The organism is Metabacillus sp. B2-18, assembly GCF_021117275.1.
Lineage (GTDB): Bacteria > Bacillota > Bacilli > Bacillales > Bacillaceae > Metabacillus.
In genome coordinates, this window is the sequence record NZ_CP088245.1 from 1,499,443 (window position 1) to 1,523,422 (window position 23,980).

Consider the following 23,980-nt stretch of genomic DNA (forward strand, 5'->3'; position numbering starts at 1 on the left):
TTAGATGTCTGTAACAAAAGAACAACCAAACGTCGAATCACAAGCAATTGCCGCAAAAAAAGCCGCAAAAAAATTAAGTTTATTATCAACTAAAGAAAAAAATGAAGCATTACACATTTTAGCTGACACTTTAGATAAAAACACACAAGTTATTCTTGAAGCAAATGAGCTTGATCTACAAGCAGGCCGTGAAAAAGGCTTTGATGCAGCATATATGGACCGCCTTGCCCTTTCAAAGGAACGTATCTATGATTTTGCTGAAGGCTTGCGTCAAGTAGCAAAGTTAGAAGATCCGACAGGAAAAATTCTTTCAAATTGGACTCTTGAAAATGGATTATTAGTTGAAAAGGTAACTGTGCCATTAGGTGTTATCGGTATGATCTATGAAGCGCGACCAAATGTCACAGTAGATGCAACAGGTCTTGCTCTTAAATCCGGAAATGCCATTGTATTAAAAGGCGGATCATCTGCTTTATCATCAAACAAAGCAATCGTGCAGGTTATGCATGAGGCATTAAAAGAAACAAAAATCCCACAAGAAGCTGTACAATTTATTGCCAGCACAGACCGTGAAGCAACACAACAACTGTTCACTATGAAAGAACATATTGATGTGTTAATTCCAAGGGGTGGGGGTTCACTAATAAATGCAGTTGTAAATAATGCTACTGTTCCAGTACTTGAAACAGGTGTCGGAAACTGCCACTTATATATTGATGTTGAAGCAGATGTTGAAAAAGCATTAAACATTCTTGTTAATGCAAAAACGGACCGTCCAGCTGTATGTAACGCGTTAGAAACGGCTATTATTCACGAGTATTGGCTAGAAAAGAACCGAGATATCCTTGTGAAAACTCTGCAGGAGAATGGAATTACAGTCCATGGAGATGAAACAGCTTTAACCTATATCCCTAACTCGGTACTTGCAAACGAAGAAGACTGGGCAAATGAATATTTAAGCTTGGACTTAGCTGTTAAAACAGTTAGTAACGTTGAAGAAGCAATTGATCATATTGAAGAATACGGTACAAAACATTCAGAGGCGATTGTAACTGAAAACAAAGAAACAGCCAAAACATTTATGAGCTTAGTAGATGCTTCAGCTCTTTATCACAATGCGTCTACTCGCTTTACTGACGGTGGAGCTTTAGGGTTTGGCGCTGAGATCGGTATTTCCACTCAAAAGCTCCATGCGCGTGGACCAATGGGATTACCGGCTTTAACAACAGTGAAATTTATGATGTCGGGTAATGGGCAGACAAGATAAGTGAAAAAGAAGTGACCGAAATCGGTCACTTCTTTTTCATTTGAGCAAGAATTGGCTTTCTTTCCTTTTCTTCATTATTCTATTTGAAATATCCACTTAATAATAGACAATGATAATCATTATCGCTTATAATATTAGTAGAACAAAAAATAATTGATTGGAGAGGTTACATGTTTGTTCAAGTGAAAAAGATTACAGTCACAGAGGGAAATTCAGCCCAAGTTGTTGATCGATTTAGTAAGCCTGGTATTATTGAAGAGCAAGAGGGCTTTATTGATGCAACAGTAATGGTGAAAAAAGTCAGACGTGGTGAAGAAGAGGTAATGGTCCAGATTCGTTGGAAATCAGAGGAATATTGGAAGCAATGGGAAAAAAGTGAGGCTCATATCGCCGGTCATAAAGCCAATAGAGGTAAACCAAAGCCAGAATACATTGTAAACTCAGAAGGTGGTTTATATAACGTAGTAAGCGTTAAAGAAGCAAAAGTTAATATAGAAGGTTAGTCAATGTCTTATGATGTTGGCTTTTTTTATTGCTGGAAAAGTTTTTTTACCGATGATGAATAATAATGATAATTATTTTCAATAATAGTAGTGAAAAGAGACAACCACGGTCATGGTTGCCTCGAAATACATATTAAAGATCAGTTGGTTCAAATGTTTTACAATCAGTTTCTCCACTGCTTGATGCATTCTTTTCTTTATGATTTACTACATAAATTTGAGATGCACCACATTTGTTTTCATTTTTGATGTTATGAACACAGCTGCTTACTTCACATAATACGTCTAGTGCCATTATAAAACACCTCCTTCATTGTTAGGATAAACAAGTTCGATCTATCCTATTCAGTATAAGAGGTGTATTTTGATTTTTAGTGAATGTATAGTAGTGCTGAATTTATCTGAAAACTTTTATTTTTTAAGTATTGACTCTTAAGTTATCGATGTTATAATCAATAACATACAATGTTAGAAAATCTAACAGATAATTAGGGTGATATTGATGAAGAAGATAGAAGCGATAATAAGACCACAGAAAATTTCTGAAGCAATAAAGGGATTAAAGAACTTAGGAATTACTGGATTTACAGTTTCTCAAGTTGTAGGAAGAGGGAAGCAAAGAGATACAAAGGGAGTTTATCGTGGCAAAAATTATAATGTGACGTTGCACCCAAAAATCAAACTTGAGATTGTATTATCTGATCATATGGTGGAACCAACTATAAAAACAATTATTTCATCTGCGCAAACAGGTGAAGATGGTGATGGCAAAATCTATGTATATCCTATTCTAGAAGCCTATAATATTCGCACAGGTGAACCGGATGTTTCAATTGATGATTTAACTATAAGAGAGTTTCCCGCTAAGGAGGGAATGTAATCAATGGAGCTTATTCATTTAAATACTGTTTGGATTGTTATAGCGGCAGCAATGGTTTTATTTATGGAAGGTGGATTTAGCTTATTAGAGGCTGGTTTAGTTCGTACAAAAAATGCTGTTAATGTAACGATGAAAATTTTTGTTGACTTAACAATTGGGGCTTTAGCGTTCTGGGTTTTTGGTTTTGCCATCATGTTTGGAGATAGTGCATTTGGGTTTATAGGAACAAGTTTATTTGGAAGTCCTGAGAAAATTTCTTTAGGAATAGAATTACCAAGTGAAGCATTTGTTCTTTTTCAAATGGGGTTTGCTGTTGCATGTATTTCGATTATTTCTGGTGCTGTAGCTGAACGTATGAATTTTAAAGCATATATTGTAGCAGCTGCACTTATTACGTTAATCATTTACCCATTGTCAGGTCATTGGATCTGGAATGGTGAAGGGTGGTTAGCTCAGCTTGGAATGAAGGATTTTGCAGGCTCCGCTACAATTCACGCAGTTGGAGGCTTTGCTGCATTAGCAATGGCTAAGATTTTAGGTCCGAGAAAAGGAAGGTTTAATTCTGATGGGAGCGTCAACGTATTTGCACCAAGTAATATTCCGTTAGCATCGAGTGGTGCGTTTATTTTATGGTTTGGTTGGTTTGCCTTTAATAGTGGTAGTACATTAGATGCTTCTAATACATCTTTAGCATCCATAGCAATTAATACAATGTTAGCGGGGGCAAGTGGTGGAACAGTTACATTATTATTAACAATGAATAAATTTGGAAAAGCTGATCCGAGCATGACAATTAACGGTGTACTATCTGGTTTAGTTGCTATTACAGCTGGCTGTGCCTTTGTTAATCATTGGAGTGCGATTATCATCGGAGCAATTAGTGGTGTAATTGTTATTTATGCAACATTACTAATTGATAATCTCAAAATTGATGATCCAGTTGGAGCGGTTGCGGTACATGGTTTTAATGGTTTATTTGGAACTATTGCCGTTGGTTTGTTTGATACAACAGCCGGATTATTTACAACAGGCCAAGTTTCTTTATTAGGCGTTCAACTATTAGGTGCAGTTGTTGTAGCGGTCTGGGGGTTGATTGGTGGTGCAGCAATAGCGAAAATTTCAGAGGTAACTGTTGGCTTACGTGCTACACTAGAGGAAGAAGAGGAAGGATTAGACATGTCTTACCACGGAATTCCTGCTTACAATGAATTAGAACGATTTACAGATTTACCAACAAGTTTATATAATTTTGAAGAAACAACAGGTATTACTGTTGCAAGAACAGATCAAAAGAAAATTGTAGGATAATAAAAAGGCGAACCAAGTTTAAAATGGTTCGTCTTTTTATATTTTGTGGTCTAAAATTTTCTTATTTAATAAGAATCGAAAACATTAGCCCTAGATAGGTAGAAATAATAAAGACTATTCCGAAAGCTAAAGCAATAAACGGAGACATCTTTTTATAAAAGCTAATAAGAAGCAACCCGATAAAGATGACTCCAATTATAAGTAAAATGACAGCTTCTAGATGAAAGGAAAGTTGTACAATGAATGGAGCGGTAATGTTTTGTCCAATTAAGTACTCTATCCATGGTGCTGGTCCTTCTTGAATTAATGTCGCGTTTACTTGGTGTGGGGGAGGTAATGTTCCCAATACACCTGTGATGAAAAATACAACCATTAAGATAATTGTCTCTGATTGTACCCATTTTATGGGGTTAAATTGATCATTTGTTTTTGTTTTTCTTGCTAAAAATCCATTTATTAATGCAAAAGCAAGAATAGGAATAATACTTAAATGTTTTAAAAGTAACATCTGTCCATAGGTGAGTACCCATGAATTGGCGTAATCTCTTGGCTCAACAACAAAAAACATAAGGAAAATGCCTGTTATAGTTACTGTGAAAAACAGAATTACAGAAAAAGGGGTAAACCATTTTAAAAACAAATGCCAATCTTTAACTTCTTTAGAAAGCCATCCAACATGTAATAGCACACCAACCCACATCGTGATCATTAAAAAATGAATAGCGTGTGAAAATAATCCAGGCCAAAGATTAAGTGTTGAAGAATGGCTAGCATAGCCTACTGAGAAGATCATTAATAGTAAGAAAAATGCTTGAATATATTTAGAGCCCTCAACATAAAGAGTCATCCACAATAAAACTGCAAAGAAGCTTCCGTACAACCAAGCGATGCCAACCTGAAACTCAGTTAATATCGAATAGGAAGTTAAGCTTATTAACCCATCAGGAGAAAAAAATAAAATAACTTGTAATACAGGAAGAAAAGTTAAAACAATAATTCCTAATACAGCTAATAGTAAGCTTTGTTTAGTTACGGTTATAACAGGTTTGTGTGTTTGTGGAACAAATTGTAATACAACATGTCCAACTAAAAAGGAAAAAAGCATATACGATACATATTCAGTTACTGGAATTAGTTGACTCATCATTTACCTCTTTTTACGAAATAAGATCCATACCCCGCTAATTAATATAATTATTAAGATAATAACTGAAATAGTGACGAAAGAAGAGTTATTTGTTGTTTCTTCAACGCTTGTTTCAGTTTCAGGTGAAGCTTGCTCTTCTTCAACTGATGAAGCTTTTTCATTGTCATTTTGATTTGACCCTTCAACAGATGGTGCTTCAGCTTCCTTATCAGATTCTCCATTTGTAGTATTACTTTCTTCTGTAGCTGGGAGATTTACAGTAAAGGGAATTTCTCCTGTAAGTATGTGACCATCCTTTGCTGCAATCTTCCAAGATAACACATAGCTTCCATTTGTAAGTGGACTATTTAATGTCCCAATTAGCTTACTACCTTGAACTGTTACAGTATCAAAGGATTGCTCTTCATTTTCTTTTGTTAAGGTCAATGTACTTTGGTCTTCAATCTCTCCTGCAAATTCAATAAAAAGCTCTGTTAGTTCTTGCGTGATTTCCTCACCCTCAGTTGGAGTTGAAGTTTTAACAGTTGTATGTGCTGAAACTGCTAAAGGAAAAATTAATAATAAACTGAGTAGCGATAGCATTATGATCTTCATATCAAAACATCCTTTATTTAGTTATTTCTGTTACTCATTTTAGCATTGAATGCATTCTTCAGTCATAAACCATTTCTGACAAATTAGCAAACAAAAACTTCTCAGAGGGGTTTCTTTAGATAAAAATAATTATTTAAAAGTTTTTTTGAAGAACTGTGCGGGTGCCCTTACAGACAAGTCCCCAGATACATATTGTAATAGTACAACGAAAGGGAGGTGTTGTTAATGAGTGGTGCAACTCCAGGCTATGGCTACGGTGGTGGCTTTGCGTTAATCGTTGTGTTATTCATCCTACTAATTATTGTAGGCTCTGCTTACGTTGGTTACTAAAAATTGATTCGTAAAAAAATCGTTTCTATAAATATTTAGAAGGAGGAATTTAGAATGGGTTACGGATACGGTTATGGCTATGGCGCAGGATTTGGCGGTTATGGTGCAGGATGTGGAACAGGTTATGGCTACGGTGCAGGTAGAGGCTTCGCGTTAATCGTTGTATTGTTCATTTTACTAATTATCGTTGGTGCTGCTTGGTTATAAGATCGTCAAAGGGAGAGGGTCTGAGTTAGTCAGATCCTCTTTATTAAAAAGATACTACATAAATTAGAATTTTACACTAGGTAATAGGTTATCAAATTACTTTAAGAATGGATCATCTTAAAATCTAAAAAACCTCGCTTCCATTATTAGAAACAAGGTTAATTGTCTTTACGATGTTTTTTTCTCTTGCTCTATAAAAATAAGCGATTTTCTTTTAACCCAATAATGGAAACTGTCTAAAGGGAAAATCCCTCTTCTTTTTGAATTGTTCATTTGTATTACAACACTGTCGTTAGAAATGTCAATAATTCTTAATCTTTCAGAGTTGCTAATGTTTGGTATGAAATTTCCTCTTAATTCAAATTCCATATTAATATGTAAATCCATATTTCCTTCCCTCCTAATAAAAATATGTTAAAAAACTAACGTTAAGTTTCCCAATTAATAATAAATTATCCTAGGTTAAGAGGAATATTATTAAAAGTAAACTAGGACTTGCCTTATGCGAGTTTTATTTGTTTCTTAACTAAGTTACAATCGTATTATAATAACACCCATAAAAAGGAGAACGAACGATGAATGATACAATTCAGTTAATTAAACAACTAGTTGAAATACCAAGCCCTTCTGGGAATACAGCTAAAGTCATTTCATTTGTTGAGGAGTATTTAAAGTCTTTGAATGTACAAATGATAAGAAATAACAAAGGCGGATTGCTGGTAACCATACCAGGAAAAAACAATTCACAACATAGGATGTTAACGGCTCATGTAGACACCCTAGGTGCTATTGTAAAAAACATTAAATCTAATGGCAGATTAATGATTGATTTAATAGGCGGTTTTAACTATAACTCTATAGAAGGTGAATATTGTCAGATTGAAACAACTACTGGGAAAACCTATACTGGAACAATCCTTATGCATCAAACTTCTGTCCATGTTTATAAGGATGCTGGTAAGCTAGAAAGAAATCAAAAGAATATTGAAGTAAGGATAGATGAGGAAGTACATAATGCAGATGATGTAAGAAATCTTGGTATTGAAGTTGGCGATTTTATTTCATTTTATCCAAGAGTAGAGGTAACACCTAGCGGATTCATTAAGTCTCGTCATTTAGATGATAAAGCAAGTGTGGCGCTTTTATTGCAACTAATTAAAAGAATAATAATGGAACATATTAAACTGCCTTATACAACTCATTTCCTTATTTCGAATAATGAGGAAATTGGATACGGTGGAAATTCGAATATAGCTAGTGAAACAGTTGAATATTTAGCTGTGGATATGGGTGCAATTGGGGATGGCCAAGAAACAGATGAATTTACAGTTTCAATCTGTGCAAAAGATTCAAGTGGACCTTATCATTTTGGTCTTCGGAAAAAATTAATTGAGTTAGCAAAACAAAATCAAATTAAATATAAAGTTGATATTTATCCATATTATGGATCTGATGCTTCTGCTGCGATACGATCAGGACATGATCTTATTCATGGATTAATCGGACCAGGAATTGATGCTTCACATGCGTTTGAAAGAACACATATTTCATCTTTGGAGCATACTTCAAGCCTACTTTATCATTATGTTCAATCGGAGTTGACAGAAGCGTGATCTATTATGTTGTTGATGTTTTTGCTGAAGAAAAATATAAAGGAAATCAGTTGGCAGTTTTTCGGAATGTAGGGGACTTGTCCAGTGAGGAAATGCAGAAAATTGCGAAGGAAACAAATTTCTCAGAAACAACTTTTATTGAAACTGATGAAAAAATGGATGGAGGATACTGCGTAAGAATTTTCACACCTAATGAAGAAGTGCCGTTTGCAGGACATCCAACATTGGGAACTTCTTACATCATTCGCAATGAGATTATGGAAGAACTTGAACAAGAAGTTGTACTAAAGTTAAAGGTCGGAGATATCCCTGTTTCTTTTGATAAATCTGAACTACTTTGGATGAAACAAAATGAGCCGAGCTTTGCTCAAACGTTTACATATGAACAATTGAGTGAGGTACTTAACTTGGATGTAGCTGATTTTGATGACAACTATCTCATTGAGGATGTATCAACAGGACTCCCCTTTATTATTGTTCCGTTAAAAGGGTTAACTGAAGTGAAAAAAGCCAAAATTAATCAAGAAAAACTACTCGAATTAACCGAAAAAACTAGAGCGAAAGCCATTCTTGTTTTCAGTAAAGAAACCTACCATAAAGAACATCACCTAAATGCAAGAGTGTTTGTTGATGTTTTCGGTATACCCGAAGATCCTGCAACAGGAAGTGCTACTGGTTGTTTGGCAGGTTACTTGCTAAAACATCAATATTTTCAAACAAACTCATTAGATATTAAAGTTGAGCAGGGGTACGAGATTCAAAGAGAATCTTTGCTTCATATTCGAGCAGAAGAAAGAGAAGGAAACTATAATATTCATGTTGGAGGAAATGTCGTTAAGGTCGCAAAAGGTGAATGGTTTTAGATTTCATCTAAACTAAAAGAGTTCTCTTTCCTAAAACTGAAAGAGAACTCTTCATAACTTACCTATAAATTTATATCTTAGTCATAAATTTATAGGTGATAAATGTTCCGCCTAGCAGAAGAGCAGATAATAAAAGGACAAATCCTAAACCGATTTCATCAATTAACGTTAAAAGGTAAATGATTAGTACAATATCTGTAATAATAGAACCGATAAATAGTACCCTTGGGGATCTAATGCTTTACTATCTCCTTTAATTTTAGCGTGCAATCATAACAATTATAACGAAGATTCATGTGAAAATAAAAACCGAGTGGCTTTCAACCACTCGGTTTGTTAGTTAATCAATGAAATTATTCCCTCATCTTCATCTAATACTAGTTCTATTGCAGCAGCAAAAGGATCTATATTCATTTCTGTTTCTAACCAAAAACGTATGGCCTCTATCAAATTGGCTGTAATCAATATTTGCTTTCGGTCATGTATATATGCTTCAGCTGAAAAACCATAATCATCATCATATAATAGTTCGATCTCAACCTCTTGAGGTTTTATTTGTCTTTTATGAGCAATGTGTAAACATAAGGCATTTACAATGTTTTGCTCAGAAAGCTTTATTTGCCCCATATTGTATCTTCCTTGTGTTTACGCTTATTTTTATTTATAAAGTAAGCAAATACTTTTCGGATAATAAAAATAACGGCAATAATGGCTAGAATATTAATAGCTAGGCCAATTAATGAACCTAAAATTCCAAGATTACTTAACAATCCCCCAAGTAATAAACCAGCTAACCCACCTAAAAATAAACCTTTCATTAAACTACCGGCTTTTGGTTTTGTAGTAGTGTTACTTTTTGTTGTTGTAGAGGATTTTTGCTGAGTATCATCTTTTTTGATGAGTGACGGGCTGTTTGTATTTGAGTTAAACGATTTTTTACCAGATTTGTAGCCCTTCGCACTTACTGTTGTAACATGATCTCCAACTAAGAATCCACTTATTGGAGTGAAAAGTAAGGTGATAGCGAGCATGGCTGAAAATAATTTCTTAATCATGGTGTATGTTCCTCCCTTTAAAAATAAGCAGTCACTTTTTGTGACAATTAGTACTACGGTCTATCATATAGAAAGGTTTCATTTTTGAAAAGTTTTTTTAACAATCTTTTATTCCATCCTTGTAAAAGGGGAGTATGTCAAGAGGAAGAGGAAGTTAAAAACAAAAAAATAGATCATTTTGATTCAGTTGAAGACGTTAACTGATTCAAAATGATCCATTTATTTATCTATACCACATAATTTCACCAGATTTATGGTCATAATTAATTTCAACATGAAAATCATGTTTTTCATAAAAATGAACAAGTCTGTCAACATGATCCCAATCTCTTTTTGCGATGTCACCTGTAATTTTAGGGATGTTTTGCTCAATTGCAAGTTCTTTTAAGTAGTCCATACATATGGAACCATAGCCTTTATTTGCAGGTCCTTTAATATCGCCAATGTGGATCGTTTCATCATCAACATAAGTTGCGTGTATTGAAAAATCCCACTTACCTTTATAAGAGGTCTCACAGTCGCATAACATAATTTTGCAGGATTGGTCGTCTTCTGGAGTATAAACGATAACCAATTTATCATCTTTTGTTTGATCAACACCTAGTACCTTGCTTTTTTTAGCAATTTCTTTTAAATTGTCCTGCATTCTAAAAACTTGAAATTCAAGATCCTCTAACTCTTCTTTTAATTCTTCTGGGTTATCAGTACGATGATCATCTTCTAATAGTTTAGTAAACATCATTTTCTCTCCTTTCATAGTCATATTGGATTTTGCGGGTATATAGAGGTTGTAAAATTATATAGCTTCATAATCTCATAATCTATATAAAATGGTGTCTTCTCATTTTATTCATGTATGATAAAAAATGTTGCAACAAACAGTGTAATATTATAAAGGGTATTAAAAATATAAGCAAGAGTTTTAGTGAGAAAGATGTAGTTATTTTTTCTTTGTAACACATTGACTAATCAGTCAATGTGGATTAAACTGATATTGACTGATTAGTCAATATGACCTCGGATAGGAGGAAGTTATATGAACATAATTGAGATAAATAATTTGACCAAAAGCTACAATAAAAACAGAGGAATTGATGGTCTTACCCTTTCAATTAATGAAGGAGAAATTTTCGGTTTTATTGGACCAAATGGGGCAGGAAAAAGCACCACAATACGAACATTGTTAAATTTTATTCATCCAACAAGCGGAACAGCCAAAATCTTTGGGAAAGATAGTGTAAAAGATTCGAGGGAGATTCGAAAAAATGTTGGTTATTTACCATCTGAAGTTCACTACTATGATGATATGAAAGCTTTAGATTTACTTGAGTATTCAGCTAAATTTCATCAATATAAAAATAATCAACGAATAGTGGAATTAGCAAAGAAACTCCATTTAGACCTTAATAAAAAAATAGAAGATCTATCGTTTGGAAATAGAAAAAAAGTTGGAATTATTCAAGCGCTTCTTCACGAACCAAAATTGCTTATTTTGGATGAACCAACAGGGGGTTTAGATCCATTAATGCAACATACTTTCTTTGAACTATTAAAGATTGAGAGGGATAAAGGAACTACCATTTTCTTTTCATCTCATATCTTAAGTGAAGTTCAGAAAATGTGTGACCGTGTTGCGATTATTAAAGAAGGTAAATTATTAAAAGTAGAACGAGTTGAGAAGTTACTTAAAAATAATGTAAAAAAAATAAGCCTTACCATTCAAGCTGAAAATGAGCAAGCAATTGAAGAGATAGAGGGAATGAATAAAGTAAAAAACGGTGATGATTGGACCTTTTTGTATAGTGGCGACATAAATAGACTTCTTCATAAGATGTCAACACTACATGTGAAAGATTTATTAATAGAAGAGCCTTCTTTAGAGGAAGTTTTCATTCATTATTATGAGTAGGAAAGGGAGGGAATTTAAATGATATATCAACGGGAGTTAAAGAAAAACTTAAAATCACTTATTATTTGGGGGATTGCATTAAGTGGAATCATTTTAATGACACTTAGCATTTATCCTCAATTTACTCAGGATCAAGAAACAATGAAGGAATTGCTTAATGCTTACCCGGATTCTTTTAAACAAGCATTTGGAATGGATCGCCTTGATTATGGATCTTTACTCGGATTTTATGGAGTTCAAGTTCACTTTATGACAACGTTATTTGGGAGTATCTTTGCGGTTATGTTAGCTTCAAATATTGTCGCTAAGGAAGAAAATGAAAAAACAATTGAATTTTTATTATCAAAGCCGATTACTCGTATGCAAATTATGACTGAAAAGTGGCTAGCTGTTATGACAAATATTGCTCTGTTAAATATAATCATTATGGCGATTTCTCTCATTGGCTTTCAATTTGCTGATGATGATCCGTCAATGAAAACGTTTATATTACTTGTTTTAGCAACTTTTCTACTGCATATTACATTTGCAGCTATATCATTCTTACTTTCAACGACAATGAAAAAGGCTAGAACAATCACATCTGTTTCATTAGGCTTGGTTTTTTTATCATATTTTTTAAGTGTAGTATCTGGTATTACCGAAAACTTAGAAGGACTCAAATATTTTAGTTTCTTCAAATATATCGATGCTGCTGACATTATTGCAAATCAATCAATTAAACCACTTTATCTATGTATCATGTTAGCTATAGCTACTATAATGATTGTGTTAAGCTATGTTGCTTATCATCGAAAGGATATTGCTGTATAATCAGACAAAATGATAGTAATTAATTTGAGGTGTACACATTGTATTCTGCATTTGAAAAATTACCTGATGAAAAGAGAGAAAAGATTTTAACAATCTGTATCGAAGAGTTTTCAAAAACCGGTTATGAAAAAACCTCAACTGAGACAATTACTTCAAAAGCTGGTATATCAAAAGGAATTCTTTTTCATTATTTTAAAAGTAAGAAAAACCTTTATTTATATGTTGTTGACTATTGCAGGCAGCTAATCGGAGATAAGATTATCGAAGAAATAAAAAAGGTTAAGACGGATGATTTTTTTGAAAGAATAAAAGAGGTTGTTCTCATTAAACAACGAATTCAATATAATTTTTTAATTGAAACAAAACTCGTTACAAGTGCTACTCTTCATCCACCGGTTGAATTAAAAGAACAATTACAGAATTTGTTACAAAAGAATACTGATCAATATAGTGGAGAATTTTTAGCGAAGCTGTTAGATAAACAATTATTAGAAGGTCAACCCTCACCTGAAAAAATAATAGAATTAACTATGCTTGCATTAGATTCTGTTACTAAAAAATATGTTCATCTTTTTGAAAGTAAACAGGTAGAATTTGACGATATACTAGAAAAAATGATGCCGGAACTTGATGAATATATTGATATTATTAAATATGGTGTGTATGGAAGTCGTTGATATGAACTTCACCATGTTGGGAAAAGATCAGTAGCGATACTGTTCTTTTTTGTTGGTTTCAATCTACAAAAAATCGGGTGGTGCCAGGCACCACCCGAACTGCTATGCTTTTACACTTCTATAATGATAGGAAGTATCATAGGTTTTCTTTTTGTCTGCTTATATAAATGCTGACCAATTGTTTTTTTGATGTTTTGTTTCATGACGTTCCATTGGTGAACTCTTTCTCTTTGTAGATCTTTAATGATTCGTTCTACTTGACGGTTAACATCTTTTAAGAGGTCTTCAGAGTTTCGGGCATAAACAAATCCTCTTGAAATTGTGTCTGGTCCGGAAATGATTTTTTTATCAGCTTTACTTAAGGTAATCACAATAACAAGCATACCGTCTTCGGATAATTGTTTTCGATCTCTTAGAACAATATCACCTATATCACCCACGCCAATTCCGTCCACAAATGTGTTACCTGCATGCACTTTTCTAGTTTGACGGGCTTCTTGGTTTTCAATGTCAACCACATCGCCCAGGTTTACGATAAAGGTATGATCTTTTTCTACTCCAACCGACTCAGCTAATAAACGGTGTTGATGTAACATTCTATATTCACCATGTATGGGAATAAAATACTTTGGCATTATTAATGTAAGCATAAGCTTTAGATCTTCTTGATAACCATGTCCTGAAACATGCATTCCTGTAGAACTTCCTGAACCGTAAATAACTTTAGCCCCCAGTGTAAACAAGTTGTCAATAATCTTCGAGACATTCCGTTCATTACCAGGTATTGGAGAAGCTGCTAATATGACAGTATCACCTGCAAGTATTTCTGCGTCACGATAATTTGAAGTGGAAAGTCGAGCAAGTGCAGCTAGTGGCTCTCCTTGACTACCAGTACATAATATAGCGACCTTTTCCGGGGCGAGCTCATTTATTTGACTAGGTTCGATCAACATACCCTCAGGAATGGTTAAATAGCCTCGTTCAATAGCTACATCAACCACATTCACCATACTTCTACCTAGAAGTGCAAGCTTTCTATTGGTTTTGAGTGCAGCATCAACGACTTGTTGAACACGATTAACATTTGAAGCGAAGGTGGAGACAATGACTTTTCTTGTGGCTTTAATAAAAGCTTCCTCCATATGCTCGCCAACCATTTTTTCTGATGGAGTTAAACCCGAACGTTCTGCATTAGTACTTTCTGATAAAAGAGCTAGAACACCTTTTCTACCAATCTCAGCCATTTTGTGGATATCTGAATGTTGATCATTTACAGGAGTTAAATCGAATTTAAAGTCTCCAGTATGTACGACAACTCCTTCAGGTGTGTGAAAAACAATTCCCAAACAGTCTGGAATACTGTGATTAGTTTTAAAGAAGCTTAAGGAAATTTTATTGAATTCTACAGTAGATTCAGAATCTATTTGAATCAATTCAGTATCTCTTACAAGATTATGTTCCATTAGCTTTAATTCAATTAAACCGAGTGTAAAACGTGTTCCGTATATAGGAACATTCAATTTCTTGAGAAAGTAGGGAATACCTCCAATATGGTCTTCGTGGCCGTGTGTTACAACTAACGCCTTTATTTTTTCTTTGTTTTCTTCTAAGTAGGTTAAGTCAGGAATGATTAAATCAATTCCTAATAGATTTTCATCTGGAAATTTACCTCCGCAATCGACTACAATGATTTCATCGGCATATTGAATCACATACATGTTTTTCCCGATTTCATTCACGCCACCAAGTGCGAATAATGATAATTGATCCGTGGCCATCATATGTCCTCCTATGTAAATAGTATTCATATTATGCCAATAATGTGGTTGTTTATTTGTTAATCGTAAAAAAACTAAGTTGTTTTCTTAATTAAAGGAAAAAATTTTGCAGAGAAGTTGAGGTAACTGAATTTCTGTTATATAATAGGTAAGAATCAAATATTCTAAAAATTAGGACGGTGATTCAATATGAACACTGAGAAGAATATGATTGAGGAATTTAGTATTTGGCAAAAACAACTAGGAAAAGCTGAAGGTACAATCAAAACTTATATTGGTGTACTAGAAAAATTCGAGGCTTGGTTATCATCAAAAGGTAAATCACTAAATTCAGTCTCTAGGAATGATGTTCAGTTATATATGGATGAACTTGAGAATCAACAAAAAACGGCTGGAACAATTGAAAAATATTTAGCGGCTATTAGTGTTTTTGTTCGTTTTATAGACAAGTCTGAAATTGTTTTGGATATCAAGCGTAAAGAGAAGATTAAGGATACAAGCATTCCTGAATCTCTGGAAGAAAGTGAAGAGAAAAAACTATTACTTGAAGTTAAAGCAGATGGTAATCTTCGCAATATAGCGATTGTTTATACATTATTATATACGGGCATTCGTATATCTGAACTATGTGCTTTAAATTTTGATGATATTCAAGAGGTTGATGGAAAAAAGAAATTATTAATAAAAGATAATGATGGTGAGATTGATCGTTTTATTCCATTAACAACAGATGTAAGTTATCATCTGGAGAATTATATTGATTCTTTAACTATTAAAAAAGATGCCATTTTTGTATCAAGTGTGAATAAGCGGCTCTCTACTAGAGCTGTGCAGTATATGTTACAAAAATATGATGTTAATCCACATAAGCTTCGTCATACATTTTGCCAGAAGTTAATTAATAAAGGAATTAATCTTCATATAGTTGCAAAATTAGCAGGTCATAAAGACGTTAATGTGACAAAAAGATATGTTGGAAATACACAGCCAAATTTGGATAATGCAATTGATCAAGCTTTTTCATAGGATACACACGGATGCTTTGTCATGGATAAACCACGTTATATAACGTGGTTTATTTTTTGCCAAACTAATTTTAGGGAAATTGTTGTCGTAGGAAAAAGCAGATTGTTTTTCAATTAAATAACATACTAACCATTATGGATATTTATTCCCTTTATACTATGACTATTGAACTATTCGATTGTGGAAATTTGGTGCTTATGACCTTTTTATTATTGGTGCTAATATAATATGCTTAATTTAATAGAATTATAGTTTGTCGATTTTTAGAAGATTTTTTTATATAAACTAGAATATGCTGTCAAATACATAGGTTGTTTGTCATTGGGGGGATATTGATGATTGAAGAACACACGAGATACTCTCGTCTCGCACATATTACAAAATTAATTAATACAAAACTAGAATTACATGAAGTGTTAGGGCATGTTGTAACGGCCATATCTGAGGAAATCTTCCAGTGTGATTCAGTTGGAATATACCTCCCTCAAGAAGATGGGACATATCGGGGGTTTGTTGGTAAGCCTGAGTATATTAATGGTGCCACATTGGATATGCATGTAATTGATCCTAAGAAAGACATCCTTGCAAATGAGGTTCTTGAAACAAAGGAAAGTATTTATATTCCTGATACGTCAAAGGATTCTAGGCCTGACCGTAGAGCGGTCGAGGCCTTTAAAATAACTTCTCTTTTAGCGCTGCCTATTAATTATGAAGATGAAGTATACGGGCTGGTGTTTCTATTTAACTATGGAGTTTATATGAATCTTAAAGATACTGAGATTCAGGCAGTAGAAGCTTATGTGAATATGGCTGCAGTTGCTATAAGAAATGCGAACAACCTGACAAAAAAGGAAAATCTTATTTCAGAAAAACAGCTTCTTATTGATGTTACAAAGGAACTGTCTCTTTGTTCTACTTTAAATGAAGTATTGGATAAATGTTTTTCATATGTAGGAATAGTCTTAAAGAATAAAAATATTGGGGCTCATTTATTAGATCCTGTTGCAGAAAAGCAAATTAAGCCAGCCAGTCTTAGTAAAGGAAGCGATTGGACAGAAGAAGACTGGATGAAAACTCATAATGTTATAAACATCGACCATTCAACAGATAAACTTTTTCAAGAGGTTATAAAAACGAAAAAGGCTGTGTTCATCCCGGATGTTTACTGCGACCCACGTCCTAATCATGAGGCGTGCCGTTCATTTGGTATTAAAGGTATTCTTATGCTGCCAATTGTAACAATGGGTGAAATATTGGGATTACTTGCTATTGTAAATCTAGGACAAAAAGAACGTGTTTACACACAAGCTGAAATTCAGTTAGCACAGTCTATTGTTGAAGCGACTGCGTCTGTTTTATCACATATCATTTATATGGAGAAACAGGAACTTATCATAAAGAAGAGAACCTGTGAGTTAACAGAAAAAAATACGGAGCTTGAGGATGTTGTTGGAGAATTACAACGTTTAAGTCGTGAAAAGGAAATGATTCTTAATTCGGCAGGAGATGGAATTGTTGGTGTTAACATTGAAGGTAACATCTCTTTTTGTAATCCAGCTTCCGAAACAATATTAGGTTATAGTGAAAAGGAATTAATCGGTAAACCGTATAAAATCTTTTTTCATAAAAGTGATCAAACTCTACATAAGCAGGGGAATAAGGGTAACGGTGTAACAACCTATACAGATGCAATATTTATTCGTAAAGATGGATCAAATTGTCCGGTTGAATATTCCTCAACGCCAATTAAAGAAGAAAAAAAGCTAGTTGGTTACGTTGTAACATTTAAAGACATTACGTACCGAAAACAAATGGAAGAGAAAATAAACTATCATGCTTATTATGATAGTTTAACAAATCTTCCTAATCGACTGTTATTAAAAGATCGACTTGATCAAGGATTAGTATATGCACAGTTGCACAAAGAAAAACTGGCGGTGCTGTTTTTGGATTTAGACCGATTTAAAACCGTTAATGATATGCTTGGCCATAGCTATGGTGATTTATTATTAAGAATGGTAGCAAAAAGATTAAAAGAATGTGCTTACAATGGCTGCACGGTTTCACGTCAAGGTGGAGATGAATTTACTATTATTTTACCTGTAGCACGAAATGAATTCGCGATAAGGGAATTCGCGGAAAATATTATCTCTGCTTTTGAGGAACCTTTTGATCTTAATGGAAATGAGATTTTTGTTAAGGCGAGTATCGGCATTAGCTTGTTTCCACAAGACGGTGAGAAAGCTGATGACTTAATTAAAAAAGCTGATACAGCCATGTACAAAGTGAAGGAACTTTCAGGAAATGATTATCAATTTTATACTTCGGCAATGGACAAGCGGACAATGGATAATGTGAAACTGGAAACGTCTTTATACCGAGCGTTGGATCTTAATGAATTTCTTGTCGTATATCAACCGCAATTTGATTATAAGCATAAGAAAATTATTGGAGTGGAAGCACTTCTTAGATGGAACCACAGTTCAAAAGGAATGATTCCACCAGGACAGTTTATTCCACTTGCCGAAGAAACAGGGCTTATCGTGCAAATAGGTGAATGGGTACTTAAACAATCATGTAAACAACTTAAGGAATGGCAAGATAAAGGATTTAAACATTTCACAATATCTGTTAATGTATCGGCTCAGCAATTTAATAAAAAAGACTTTGTCACTATGGTTAAAAATATCTTAGCAGAAACACAACTTGATCCTAGCTATCTAGAGCTCGAATTAACCGAAAACTTGATTATCCAAAATACTGAGGAAACTCTATCTAAGATGTCTGAACTTAAAAAATTAGGAATTAAGATTTCAATTGATGATTTTGGAACAGGATACTCATCATTAGGATATTTAAGGAACTTTCCAATCAATACGTTAAAAATTGATCGATCTTTTATTAATGATGTTTGTCACGATTCAAAAAATGCAGCAATAACCAATACAATTATTACATTAGCGCACAATTTAAACTTACATGTTATTGCTGAAGGTGTGGAAACCAAAGATCAAATTGATTTTCTCTCATCAAGTAATTGTCACCTTGTGCAAGGTTTCTATTTTTCACCACCTATAAAAGCAGATGATTTTTTTGAAAAGTACTTAAATTAGTTTTTACTATTTAATAAGATGAAAAGAGGTGTTGCTCTCTTTCATCTTATTAAATCAATTGTACTTTTTAATAGTCAGGAGGATAAAATGAAGGCAATTCGAGCTGTGCTTAATTATTTACAAAATGGCGGAGTGAAATATATATTTGGAATTCCAGCAGGTTCTGTGAATGCGTTTTTTGATGAGCTGTATGATCTCCCAGAGATAACTCCTATTGTTACAAAGCATGAAGGTGCTGCTTCATATATGGCTGCTTCTTATGCAAAATATTCTCAGAGTTTAAGTGTTTGTATAGGATGTAGTGGACCAGGTGGTACAAACTTAGTTACAGGTGCAGCGAATGCAATGCGAGAGCATTTACCCGTTTTGTTTATAACAGGTGCTGTTCCTGTAAATACTGTTGGACTTAATGCTTCGCAAGAGCTAAATGCACAACCAGTATTTGAACCGGTTACGAAGTTTAGTGCCACTGTAAACCGTTCTGATGAACTTATGGACATTGTTGAAGAAGCGGTGAATATTGCCATGTCAGGTGTTCCGGGGCCAGTTCATGTTGCGATCCCAATAGATATTCAGCTTGAAATGGTTGATGAAAATATTGAAATTCCTGGATTCCCAGTCATGAAAAAGGTTGTTCCTCAACAAGAGATTGTAGAAAAAACTGCCCAAAGGTTACTACACCATCAAGATGGAATTATTTTTGTCGGACAAGGAGCAAGACAAGCTGTTGATGAAGTAATTGAATTAGCAGAGCTACTAAATATGTCTATTATTTGTTCTCCGCAAGCAAAAGGTTTAATGGAAGACAGTCATCCGCTGTTTAAAGGAGTATTTGGTTTTGCTGGTCATGAGAAGGCTTCTGAAATTGTTAACGAAAGCCAAGGGAATACTCTTCTCATTGCTGGTTCAAGCTTAGGTGAAACTGCCACAAATAATTGGAATGTTAATTTAACAAAAAATAGAGAAGTTATCCAAATTGATTTTGATTCAACTGTTTTTGATCGCAAATACCAAGTTAATATACCTATAGTAGGGGATTGTAAGTTAACATTACGTGCAATCATTGAAGAGGTGAAAAAGCATGTTAATGATCAACATGTTTATTTCAAGAAAGAAGAGTTTTTCGAACTTGAACATCATTTAAATGAGTTTAACTCTCAAAATGTGTTAGTAGCTCTACAAAGAAGTTTACCAGAGTCTACTCGATATACAATTGACATTGGTGAATTCATGTCATATGTTATTCATTACATGAAGGTAAAAGAGCCTGATACATTTGATATTAATGTCCATTTCGGTGCCATGGGTACTGGAATAGGAACAGCAATAGGAAGTAAATTAGCTGAACCCGAAAGAGATGTTGTCTGCATAACAGGTGACGGTTGTTTCTTTATGCATGGCATGGAAATATTAACAGCAAAGGAATATGAGCTACCTATCCTTTTTGTTGTGATGAATAATGCACGTCTTGGGATGGTTTATCATGGTCATAATTTACAATACCAACGTTCGCATTCACGGTTCGAACAAAAAGCAGTGAGTATTGCTACATTAGCAGAATCAATGGGTATATCCAGTGCATGTGTTCAACGAATGGAAGATTTAACACCAGAACTCATTCTACAGCTACAGTCTGAAAAGGGCCCATCTGTATTGGAAATTCAACTTGTTGATCAAAATATTCCACCAATGGGTGATCGAGTAAAATTTCTTTCATCGTTTGGAAAATAAGAAACTCTATAGGTGGTTAATAACATTCACCACAACGGTATTTGACAATAAAAAGCTGACGGTATTTCTTTCGTCAGCTTTTTTACTATTTTATTGTTCAATTTTTGGCTTTGTAATTAACTCGGCTTCAATAATGTATCGTTGTGGTGCTGGTCCGATATAGGTGAAAGGATAGCAGGTTGTAAGTGTTAACGTACTTTTTGGTTTCGGAACTATTACCGTTTTATCGTTTTTATTGACAATTCTAATCTTTTTAATTTTGTAAATAAAAGATACATCTGATCGATTCACGATTAGTTTATCTCCAACGACTAAAGAATCTAGTTGACGAAAAAAGGTATCGCGATGTGCCGATAAGACTGAGTTACTATCCTCACCAGGTAAGGGTGTTGATGATATATGACCAACACCCTTTTTAAGGATTTCCTCACTTGCCCCCTGAAATATAGGCAATGTTCTATCGAGCTTAGGAATAGTTAATATTCCTAGTTTTGTACCTTCTTCAGGAGGATCTTGATTGACAGTTTTTATTGTTTTACCTTGTTGAGGTGGAGAATAGGATGCTTTTACCTCTTGTTCGTTTATCGATTGAAATCCAATTGTAATCCAATAGGTTTGATAGATAAAAACGGTGATTCCAACTAAGATTAGCCCGATAGATAGATAAGAGACAATCCTAGTAACCATTACTTAACCTGTTGAGATCTTTTTGTTAAGAAAAATCCTGTTATTCCCACACCAATAGCTAATAATCCGAGAAGCATATTCATCCATAATGAAGAAGCTGTATCCGGTAATCGATTGTGTAGAAGGTTAGTTAACTCTCCTGCCATATCTCCTACTTCCGCAAGTTCAATACCAGATTCAATAAAGAATTCAGAGCTTAACATATCTTCAGATAAACTCATATCTAAAAGCATGTCTCCATTTGTGTTGTATAACTCTATTGTTAATGTATTACCGTATAGCTCTTCCATATTCATTAGTTCTTTAAAAGTAACCTCTGTTCGCACTCCATTGTTATCATCTAAATAGAAGCGTGCATCTAATTGTAAAACATTCATCATATCTTGAAGGATTGAAACTAATTCATCCTGTTGTGCATCAGTTAAAACTGTCATATCTTCCATCATTAAAAATGGATCAAGCCTAGTTATTATGCCTTCCATTTCTTGCTCTAGCTGTTGTTCATCAAGTGCCATGAAATGATTAAATAAGGAGTCTACTTCTTCATCAGTTAAACCGATTAAAGCTAGAAATTCTTCAATCTCTGCCATTTCTCCATCATGATCTAAATAAAAACTTAAGGCAACATCAAGATCTTCAATGAAATAATAATCATCAAGAGTTTCACCAAATTCTGCTAAAACAACATCCATTTCTTGTCTGGTCATTTCATAAGAAGCTAATAATTCAGCTAGGTTTTCATCAGTAATCGGAGTACCTAACATAAAACGAAGATCTTCTGCTGTTTCAAAATCATCTAAACTTAATTCATAATACTCAAGATAATCTATTAACTCTTGTTGCGACCAGCCTAATTCGGTTAATATCTGATCAATATCTTCCTGAGGTGGTGCAGCAAATGCAGGTTGCTGTGTTAAACAAAACAATGCAACACATAAAACAATTATTTTTTTCATGAAAATTCCCTCCAAAAATAGTAGATGATGGTAGTATTAGAACAATTTCCATAACTATTCATAAATAGGGAAAAAACTACAGTTATTCACTTAATATGTATGATTTTCCACCTAGAGGCAAAAGCTATAGAAAACGCAGCATCAAATGAGGGGAACTTTGTTATGAATAGTGAAAAAGATCAGGTTGTAGCTACTATTAAGGAGGAACTTAAGGGTTCTTCAGACTTGGTGATTCAGCAATTGGATGCGAAAGAGAAAAAATGCGAATTTTATTATATTAGCAGTATTTGCAATAAAAAAAAGATACATGATGATATTTTAACGCCCTTTTTTGAAGTAGAAGATATGAAAAGCTACAAAGATTACTTATTATCATTATCCGGGATGAAAGAATTAAATAAAGAAGATAATCCTGTTGATTTATTAATACGTGGTTCTATGATTATCTCGATTGAAGAGATGCTGTTAACAATGGAAATAAAAGAGTTTGTAAACAAGAACATACCTGAGACAACGATTGAAACAACGATCCAAGGGCCTCAAACAGGATTTAGTGAAGATTTGGAAACGAATATAAATATTCTTCGACATCGCTATCATCAACCAACACTGGTGATAGAAGATGAAAAAGTTGGTAAAAAAACACAACTAATTATCAATATTATCTACGATAGTAAAGAGGTTGATTTGGATGTGTTGAAGGAGTTTAAAGACAAGCTGAAAGGCATCGATAAGGATGTTGTCCAATCAGCTGGCCAACTTTCGAGATTGATAAGTGGAAAAAAAGCAATATTATTCCCGACCGTTGTTATATCAGAACGACCTGATCGAATTGCCTATAATTTATCAAAAGGTAAAGTAATTGTTTTAATGGAAGGGACTAGGTTTGCACTCATTTTGCCTTCTGTATTTTATGACTTTATGAGCTCGATGGATGATTTGTATCAAGCTAAGGGGATTTCGAGGTTTCTTCTCTTATTAAGGTACTTAGGTCTTGCCATTGCTCTTCTGCTTCCTGCAATTTATGTTGGAATTACTGCATTTAATCCTGAGTTGTTTAGGGTTCAGCTCGCTCTATCAATTGTGGGTAGTCGTGCATCTGTTCCATACCCAGCTTATATTGAAGTGTTATTCATGCTAATTATGATGGAGTTATTAACTGAGGCAAGTATTAGATTGCCAAAAGCGATAGGACCAATGGCCACAACAGTTGGAGGTGTTATTTTGGGGCAGGCAGCTACAGAGGCGGGTCTTGTAAGTAATATCATGATTATTATTGTATCAGCAGTTGCTATTTCTAATTTCGTGATCCCAATAAATGAAATGGGTTTTGCGATGAGAGTGACAAAATATTTTCTCTTAGCGATGGCAACCTTTACAGGATTAATCGGGGTTATAGTAGCTTTAATAGGACTCATTTTTTATCTAGTTAGTTTAAATAGTTTTGGTCAGCCTTATTTAGGAGTCTTTTTGAAAGAAAACATGAAAAAATGAAAAACAGGATACTAAGTAATTAATTGTGA

24 protein-coding genes and 1 pseudogene are annotated in these 23,980 nt (G+C 34.0%); 15 read left to right on the forward strand and 10 right to left on the reverse strand.

The annotated features are described in order from the left end of the window. The first annotated feature begins 4 nt into the window (after positions 1 to 4). Positions 5 to 1,267, forward strand: a complete 1,263-nt coding sequence (locus tag LPC09_RS07570) for a glutamate-5-semialdehyde dehydrogenase (protein ID WP_231309335.1) — start codon at positions 5 to 7, stop codon at positions 1,265 to 1,267. Between the two features lie 170 nt (positions 1,268 to 1,437). Continuing rightward, positions 1,438 to 1,770 (forward strand): antibiotic biosynthesis monooxygenase, encoded by a 333-nt coding sequence (locus tag LPC09_RS07575; protein WP_231309336.1) that lies wholly within the window; start codon positions 1,438 to 1,440, stop codon positions 1,768 to 1,770. Positions 1,771 to 1,903: 133 nt separating this feature from the next. Here LPC09_RS07575 and LPC09_RS07580 read toward each other — a convergent pair whose 3' ends face one another. After that, on the reverse strand, positions 1,904 to 2,065 hold the full coding sequence (locus tag LPC09_RS07580) for a DUF1540 domain-containing protein (protein ID WP_231309337.1): 162 nt from the start codon (positions 2,063 to 2,065) through the stop codon (positions 1,904 to 1,906). Positions 2,066 to 2,272: 207 nt separating this feature from the next. Between LPC09_RS07580 and LPC09_RS07585 the strand changes: the two genes are divergently transcribed. Beyond that, positions 2,273 to 2,650, forward strand: coding sequence for a P-II family nitrogen regulator (locus LPC09_RS07585; protein ID WP_231309338.1), 378 nt, complete (start codon positions 2,273 to 2,275; stop codon positions 2,648 to 2,650). A gap of 3 nt (positions 2,651 to 2,653) precedes the next feature. Continuing rightward, a complete protein-coding gene (locus LPC09_RS07590) occupies positions 2,654 to 3,958 on the forward strand; it encodes an ammonium transporter (RefSeq protein ID WP_231309339.1) in 1,305 nt (434 codons plus the stop codon). Positions 3,959 to 4,019: 61 nt separating this feature from the next. On the opposite strand, the gene LPC09_RS07595 is transcribed toward LPC09_RS07590, so the two are convergent. After that, positions 4,020 to 5,102, reverse strand: a complete 1,083-nt coding sequence (locus tag LPC09_RS07595; RefSeq protein WP_231309340.1) for a copper resistance D family protein — start codon at positions 5,100 to 5,102, stop codon at positions 4,020 to 4,022. 3 nt (positions 5,103 to 5,105) lie between these two features. Continuing rightward, on the reverse strand, positions 5,106 to 5,699 hold the full coding sequence (locus LPC09_RS07600) for a copper resistance CopC family protein (protein WP_231309341.1): 594 nt from the start codon (positions 5,697 to 5,699) through the stop codon (positions 5,106 to 5,108). Positions 5,700 to 5,924: 225 nt separating this feature from the next. On the opposite strand from LPC09_RS07600, the gene LPC09_RS07605 reads away from it, so the two are divergent. After that, the gene (locus LPC09_RS07605) at positions 5,925 to 6,029 is read left to right on the forward strand and encodes a YjcZ family sporulation protein (RefSeq protein ID WP_121661060.1); all 105 of its coding nucleotides are present in this window, start codon (positions 5,925 to 5,927) and stop codon (positions 6,027 to 6,029) included. Between the two features lie 135 nt (positions 6,030 to 6,164). Further along, positions 6,165 to 6,236, forward strand: a pseudogene (locus tag LPC09_RS27560) (YjcZ family sporulation protein); the annotation flags it as partial. Between the two features lie 168 nt (positions 6,237 to 6,404). On the opposite strand, the gene LPC09_RS07615 reads toward LPC09_RS27560, so the two are convergent. Continuing rightward, entirely contained in the window at positions 6,405 to 6,623 is a 219-nt protein-coding gene (locus LPC09_RS07615; protein WP_231309343.1) for a hypothetical protein, read from the reverse strand. 188 nt (positions 6,624 to 6,811) lie between these two features. On the opposite strand from LPC09_RS07615, the gene LPC09_RS07620 reads away from it, so the two are divergent. Beyond that, a complete protein-coding gene (locus LPC09_RS07620) occupies positions 6,812 to 7,849 on the forward strand; it encodes a M42 family metallopeptidase (RefSeq protein ID WP_231309344.1) in 1,038 nt (345 codons plus the stop codon). Beyond that, positions 7,846 to 8,712 carry a PhzF family phenazine biosynthesis protein gene (locus LPC09_RS07625; protein ID WP_231309345.1) on the forward strand — a complete coding sequence of 289 codons (867 nt, stop codon included), beginning with the start codon at positions 7,846 to 7,848 and terminating at the stop codon, positions 8,710 to 8,712. The genes LPC09_RS07620 and LPC09_RS07625 overlap by 4 nt, the downstream gene beginning before the upstream one ends. Positions 8,713 to 9,048: 336 nt before the next feature. Here the strand turns inward: LPC09_RS07625 and LPC09_RS07630 are convergent, their stop codons facing one another. The 3 genes from LPC09_RS07630 to LPC09_RS07640 form a co-directional block, all read right to left on the reverse strand. Then, positions 9,049 to 9,339 (reverse strand): YxcD family protein, encoded by a 291-nt coding sequence (locus tag LPC09_RS07630; protein ID WP_231309346.1) that lies wholly within the window; start codon positions 9,337 to 9,339, stop codon positions 9,049 to 9,051. Beyond that, positions 9,327 to 9,767 carry a hypothetical protein gene (locus LPC09_RS07635; protein ID WP_231309347.1) on the reverse strand — a complete coding sequence of 147 codons (441 nt, stop codon included), beginning with the start codon at positions 9,765 to 9,767 and terminating at the stop codon, positions 9,327 to 9,329. Before LPC09_RS07635 ends, LPC09_RS07630 begins: the two co-directional genes overlap by 13 nt. A gap of 223 nt (positions 9,768 to 9,990) precedes the next feature. Continuing rightward, a complete protein-coding gene (locus LPC09_RS07640) occupies positions 9,991 to 10,506 on the reverse strand; it encodes a GNAT family N-acetyltransferase (RefSeq protein ID WP_231309348.1) in 516 nt (171 codons plus the stop codon). Between the two features lie 297 nt (positions 10,507 to 10,803). Between LPC09_RS07640 and LPC09_RS07645 the strand changes: the two genes are divergently transcribed. From LPC09_RS07645 to LPC09_RS07655, 3 genes are read left to right on the forward strand one after another with little or no spacing between them, the layout of a single operon-like run. After that, positions 10,804 to 11,676, forward strand: coding sequence for an ABC transporter ATP-binding protein (locus LPC09_RS07645; protein WP_231309349.1), 873 nt, complete (start codon positions 10,804 to 10,806; stop codon positions 11,674 to 11,676). Positions 11,677 to 11,694: 18 nt separating this feature from the next. Then, on the forward strand, positions 11,695 to 12,489 hold the full coding sequence (locus LPC09_RS07650; RefSeq protein ID WP_231309350.1) for a DUF2705 family protein: 795 nt from the start codon (positions 11,695 to 11,697) through the stop codon (positions 12,487 to 12,489). 38 nt (positions 12,490 to 12,527) lie between these two features. Next, a complete protein-coding gene (locus LPC09_RS07655) occupies positions 12,528 to 13,166 on the forward strand; it encodes a TetR/AcrR family transcriptional regulator (protein ID WP_231309351.1) in 639 nt (212 codons plus the stop codon). Between the two features lie 110 nt (positions 13,167 to 13,276). Here the strand turns inward: LPC09_RS07655 and LPC09_RS07660 are convergent, their stop codons facing one another. Further along, the gene (locus LPC09_RS07660) at positions 13,277 to 14,944 is read right to left on the reverse strand and encodes a ribonuclease J (protein ID WP_231309352.1); all 1,668 of its coding nucleotides are present in this window, start codon (positions 14,942 to 14,944) and stop codon (positions 13,277 to 13,279) included. Positions 14,945 to 15,133: 189 nt separating this feature from the next. Between LPC09_RS07660 and LPC09_RS07665 the strand changes: the two genes are divergently transcribed. The 3 genes from LPC09_RS07665 to LPC09_RS07675 all read left to right on the forward strand — a co-directional run bounded on the left by LPC09_RS07665 (position 15,134) and on the right by LPC09_RS07675 (position 20,814). Beyond that, a complete protein-coding gene (locus tag LPC09_RS07665) occupies positions 15,134 to 15,970 on the forward strand; it encodes a tyrosine-type recombinase/integrase (protein WP_231309353.1) in 837 nt (278 codons plus the stop codon). Between the two features lie 335 nt (positions 15,971 to 16,305). After that, positions 16,306 to 19,083 (forward strand): bifunctional diguanylate cyclase/phosphodiesterase, encoded by a 2,778-nt coding sequence (locus tag LPC09_RS07670; RefSeq protein WP_231309354.1) that lies wholly within the window; start codon positions 16,306 to 16,308, stop codon positions 19,081 to 19,083. An 87-nt stretch (positions 19,084 to 19,170) separates the two neighbouring features. Continuing rightward, a complete protein-coding gene (locus tag LPC09_RS07675) occupies positions 19,171 to 20,814 on the forward strand; it encodes a thiamine pyrophosphate-binding protein (protein ID WP_231309355.1) in 1,644 nt (547 codons plus the stop codon). A 90-nt stretch (positions 20,815 to 20,904) separates the two neighbouring features. On the opposite strand, the gene LPC09_RS07680 is transcribed toward LPC09_RS07675, so the two are convergent. After that, the gene (locus LPC09_RS07680) at positions 20,905 to 21,501 is read right to left on the reverse strand and encodes a class D sortase (protein WP_231309356.1); all 597 of its coding nucleotides are present in this window, start codon (positions 21,499 to 21,501) and stop codon (positions 20,905 to 20,907) included. Continuing rightward, entirely contained in the window at positions 21,501 to 22,457 is a 957-nt protein-coding gene (locus LPC09_RS07685) for a processed acidic surface protein (RefSeq protein WP_231309357.1), read from the reverse strand. Before LPC09_RS07685 ends, LPC09_RS07680 begins: the two co-directional genes overlap by 1 nt. Before the next feature lie 162 nt (positions 22,458 to 22,619). On the opposite strand from LPC09_RS07685, the gene LPC09_RS07690 reads away from it, so the two are divergent. Further along, positions 22,620 to 23,951, forward strand: coding sequence for a spore germination protein (locus LPC09_RS07690; RefSeq protein ID WP_231309358.1), 1,332 nt, complete (start codon positions 22,620 to 22,622; stop codon positions 23,949 to 23,951). The last annotated feature ends 29 nt before the right edge of the window (positions 23,952 to 23,980 follow it).

Coding starts and splice junctions, on each gene's coding strand:
- LPC09_RS07570 (WP_231309335.1), top strand. CDS start 5: ATGTCTGTAACAAAAGAACAACCAAACGTCGAATCACAAGCAATTGCC.
- LPC09_RS07575 (WP_231309336.1), top strand. CDS start 1,438: ATGTTTGTTCAAGTGAAAAAGATTACAGTCACAGAGGGAAATTCAGCC.
- LPC09_RS07580 (WP_231309337.1), bottom strand. CDS start 2,065: ATGGCACTAGACGTATTATGTGAAGTAAGCAGCTGTGTTCATAACATC.
- LPC09_RS07585 (WP_231309338.1), top strand. CDS start 2,273: ATGAAGAAGATAGAAGCGATAATAAGACCACAGAAAATTTCTGAAGCA.
- LPC09_RS07590 (WP_231309339.1), top strand. CDS start 2,654: ATGGAGCTTATTCATTTAAATACTGTTTGGATTGTTATAGCGGCAGCA.
- LPC09_RS07595 (WP_231309340.1), bottom strand. CDS start 5,102: ATGAGTCAACTAATTCCAGTAACTGAATATGTATCGTATATGCTTTTT.
- LPC09_RS07600 (WP_231309341.1), bottom strand. CDS start 5,699: ATGAAGATCATAATGCTATCGCTACTCAGTTTATTATTAATTTTTCCT.
- LPC09_RS07605 (WP_121661060.1), top strand. CDS start 5,925: ATGAGTGGTGCAACTCCAGGCTATGGCTACGGTGGTGGCTTTGCGTTA.
- LPC09_RS07615 (WP_231309343.1), bottom strand. CDS start 6,623: ATGGATTTACATATTAATATGGAATTTGAATTAAGAGGAAATTTCATA.
- LPC09_RS07620 (WP_231309344.1), top strand. CDS start 6,812: ATGAATGATACAATTCAGTTAATTAAACAACTAGTTGAAATACCAAGC.
- LPC09_RS07630 (WP_231309346.1), bottom strand. CDS start 9,339: ATGGGGCAAATAAAGCTTTCTGAGCAAAACATTGTAAATGCCTTATGT.
- LPC09_RS07635 (WP_231309347.1), bottom strand. CDS start 9,767: ATGATTAAGAAATTATTTTCAGCCATGCTCGCTATCACCTTACTTTTC.
- LPC09_RS07640 (WP_231309348.1), bottom strand. CDS start 10,506: ATGTTTACTAAACTATTAGAAGATGATCATCGTACTGATAACCCAGAA.
- LPC09_RS07645 (WP_231309349.1), top strand. CDS start 10,804: ATGAACATAATTGAGATAAATAATTTGACCAAAAGCTACAATAAAAAC.
- LPC09_RS07650 (WP_231309350.1), top strand. CDS start 11,695: ATGATATATCAACGGGAGTTAAAGAAAAACTTAAAATCACTTATTATT.
- LPC09_RS07660 (WP_231309352.1), bottom strand. CDS start 14,944: ATGGCCACGGATCAATTATCATTATTCGCACTTGGTGGCGTGAATGAA.
- LPC09_RS07665 (WP_231309353.1), top strand. CDS start 15,134: ATGAACACTGAGAAGAATATGATTGAGGAATTTAGTATTTGGCAAAAA.
- LPC09_RS07670 (WP_231309354.1), top strand. CDS start 16,306: ATGATTGAAGAACACACGAGATACTCTCGTCTCGCACATATTACAAAA.
- LPC09_RS07675 (WP_231309355.1), top strand. CDS start 19,171: ATGAAGGCAATTCGAGCTGTGCTTAATTATTTACAAAATGGCGGAGTG.
- LPC09_RS07680 (WP_231309356.1), bottom strand. CDS start 21,501: ATGGTTACTAGGATTGTCTCTTATCTATCTATCGGGCTAATCTTAGTT.
- LPC09_RS07685 (WP_231309357.1), bottom strand. CDS start 22,457: ATGAAAAAAATAATTGTTTTATGTGTTGCATTGTTTTGTTTAACACAG.
- LPC09_RS07690 (WP_231309358.1), top strand. CDS start 22,620: ATGAATAGTGAAAAAGATCAGGTTGTAGCTACTATTAAGGAGGAACTT.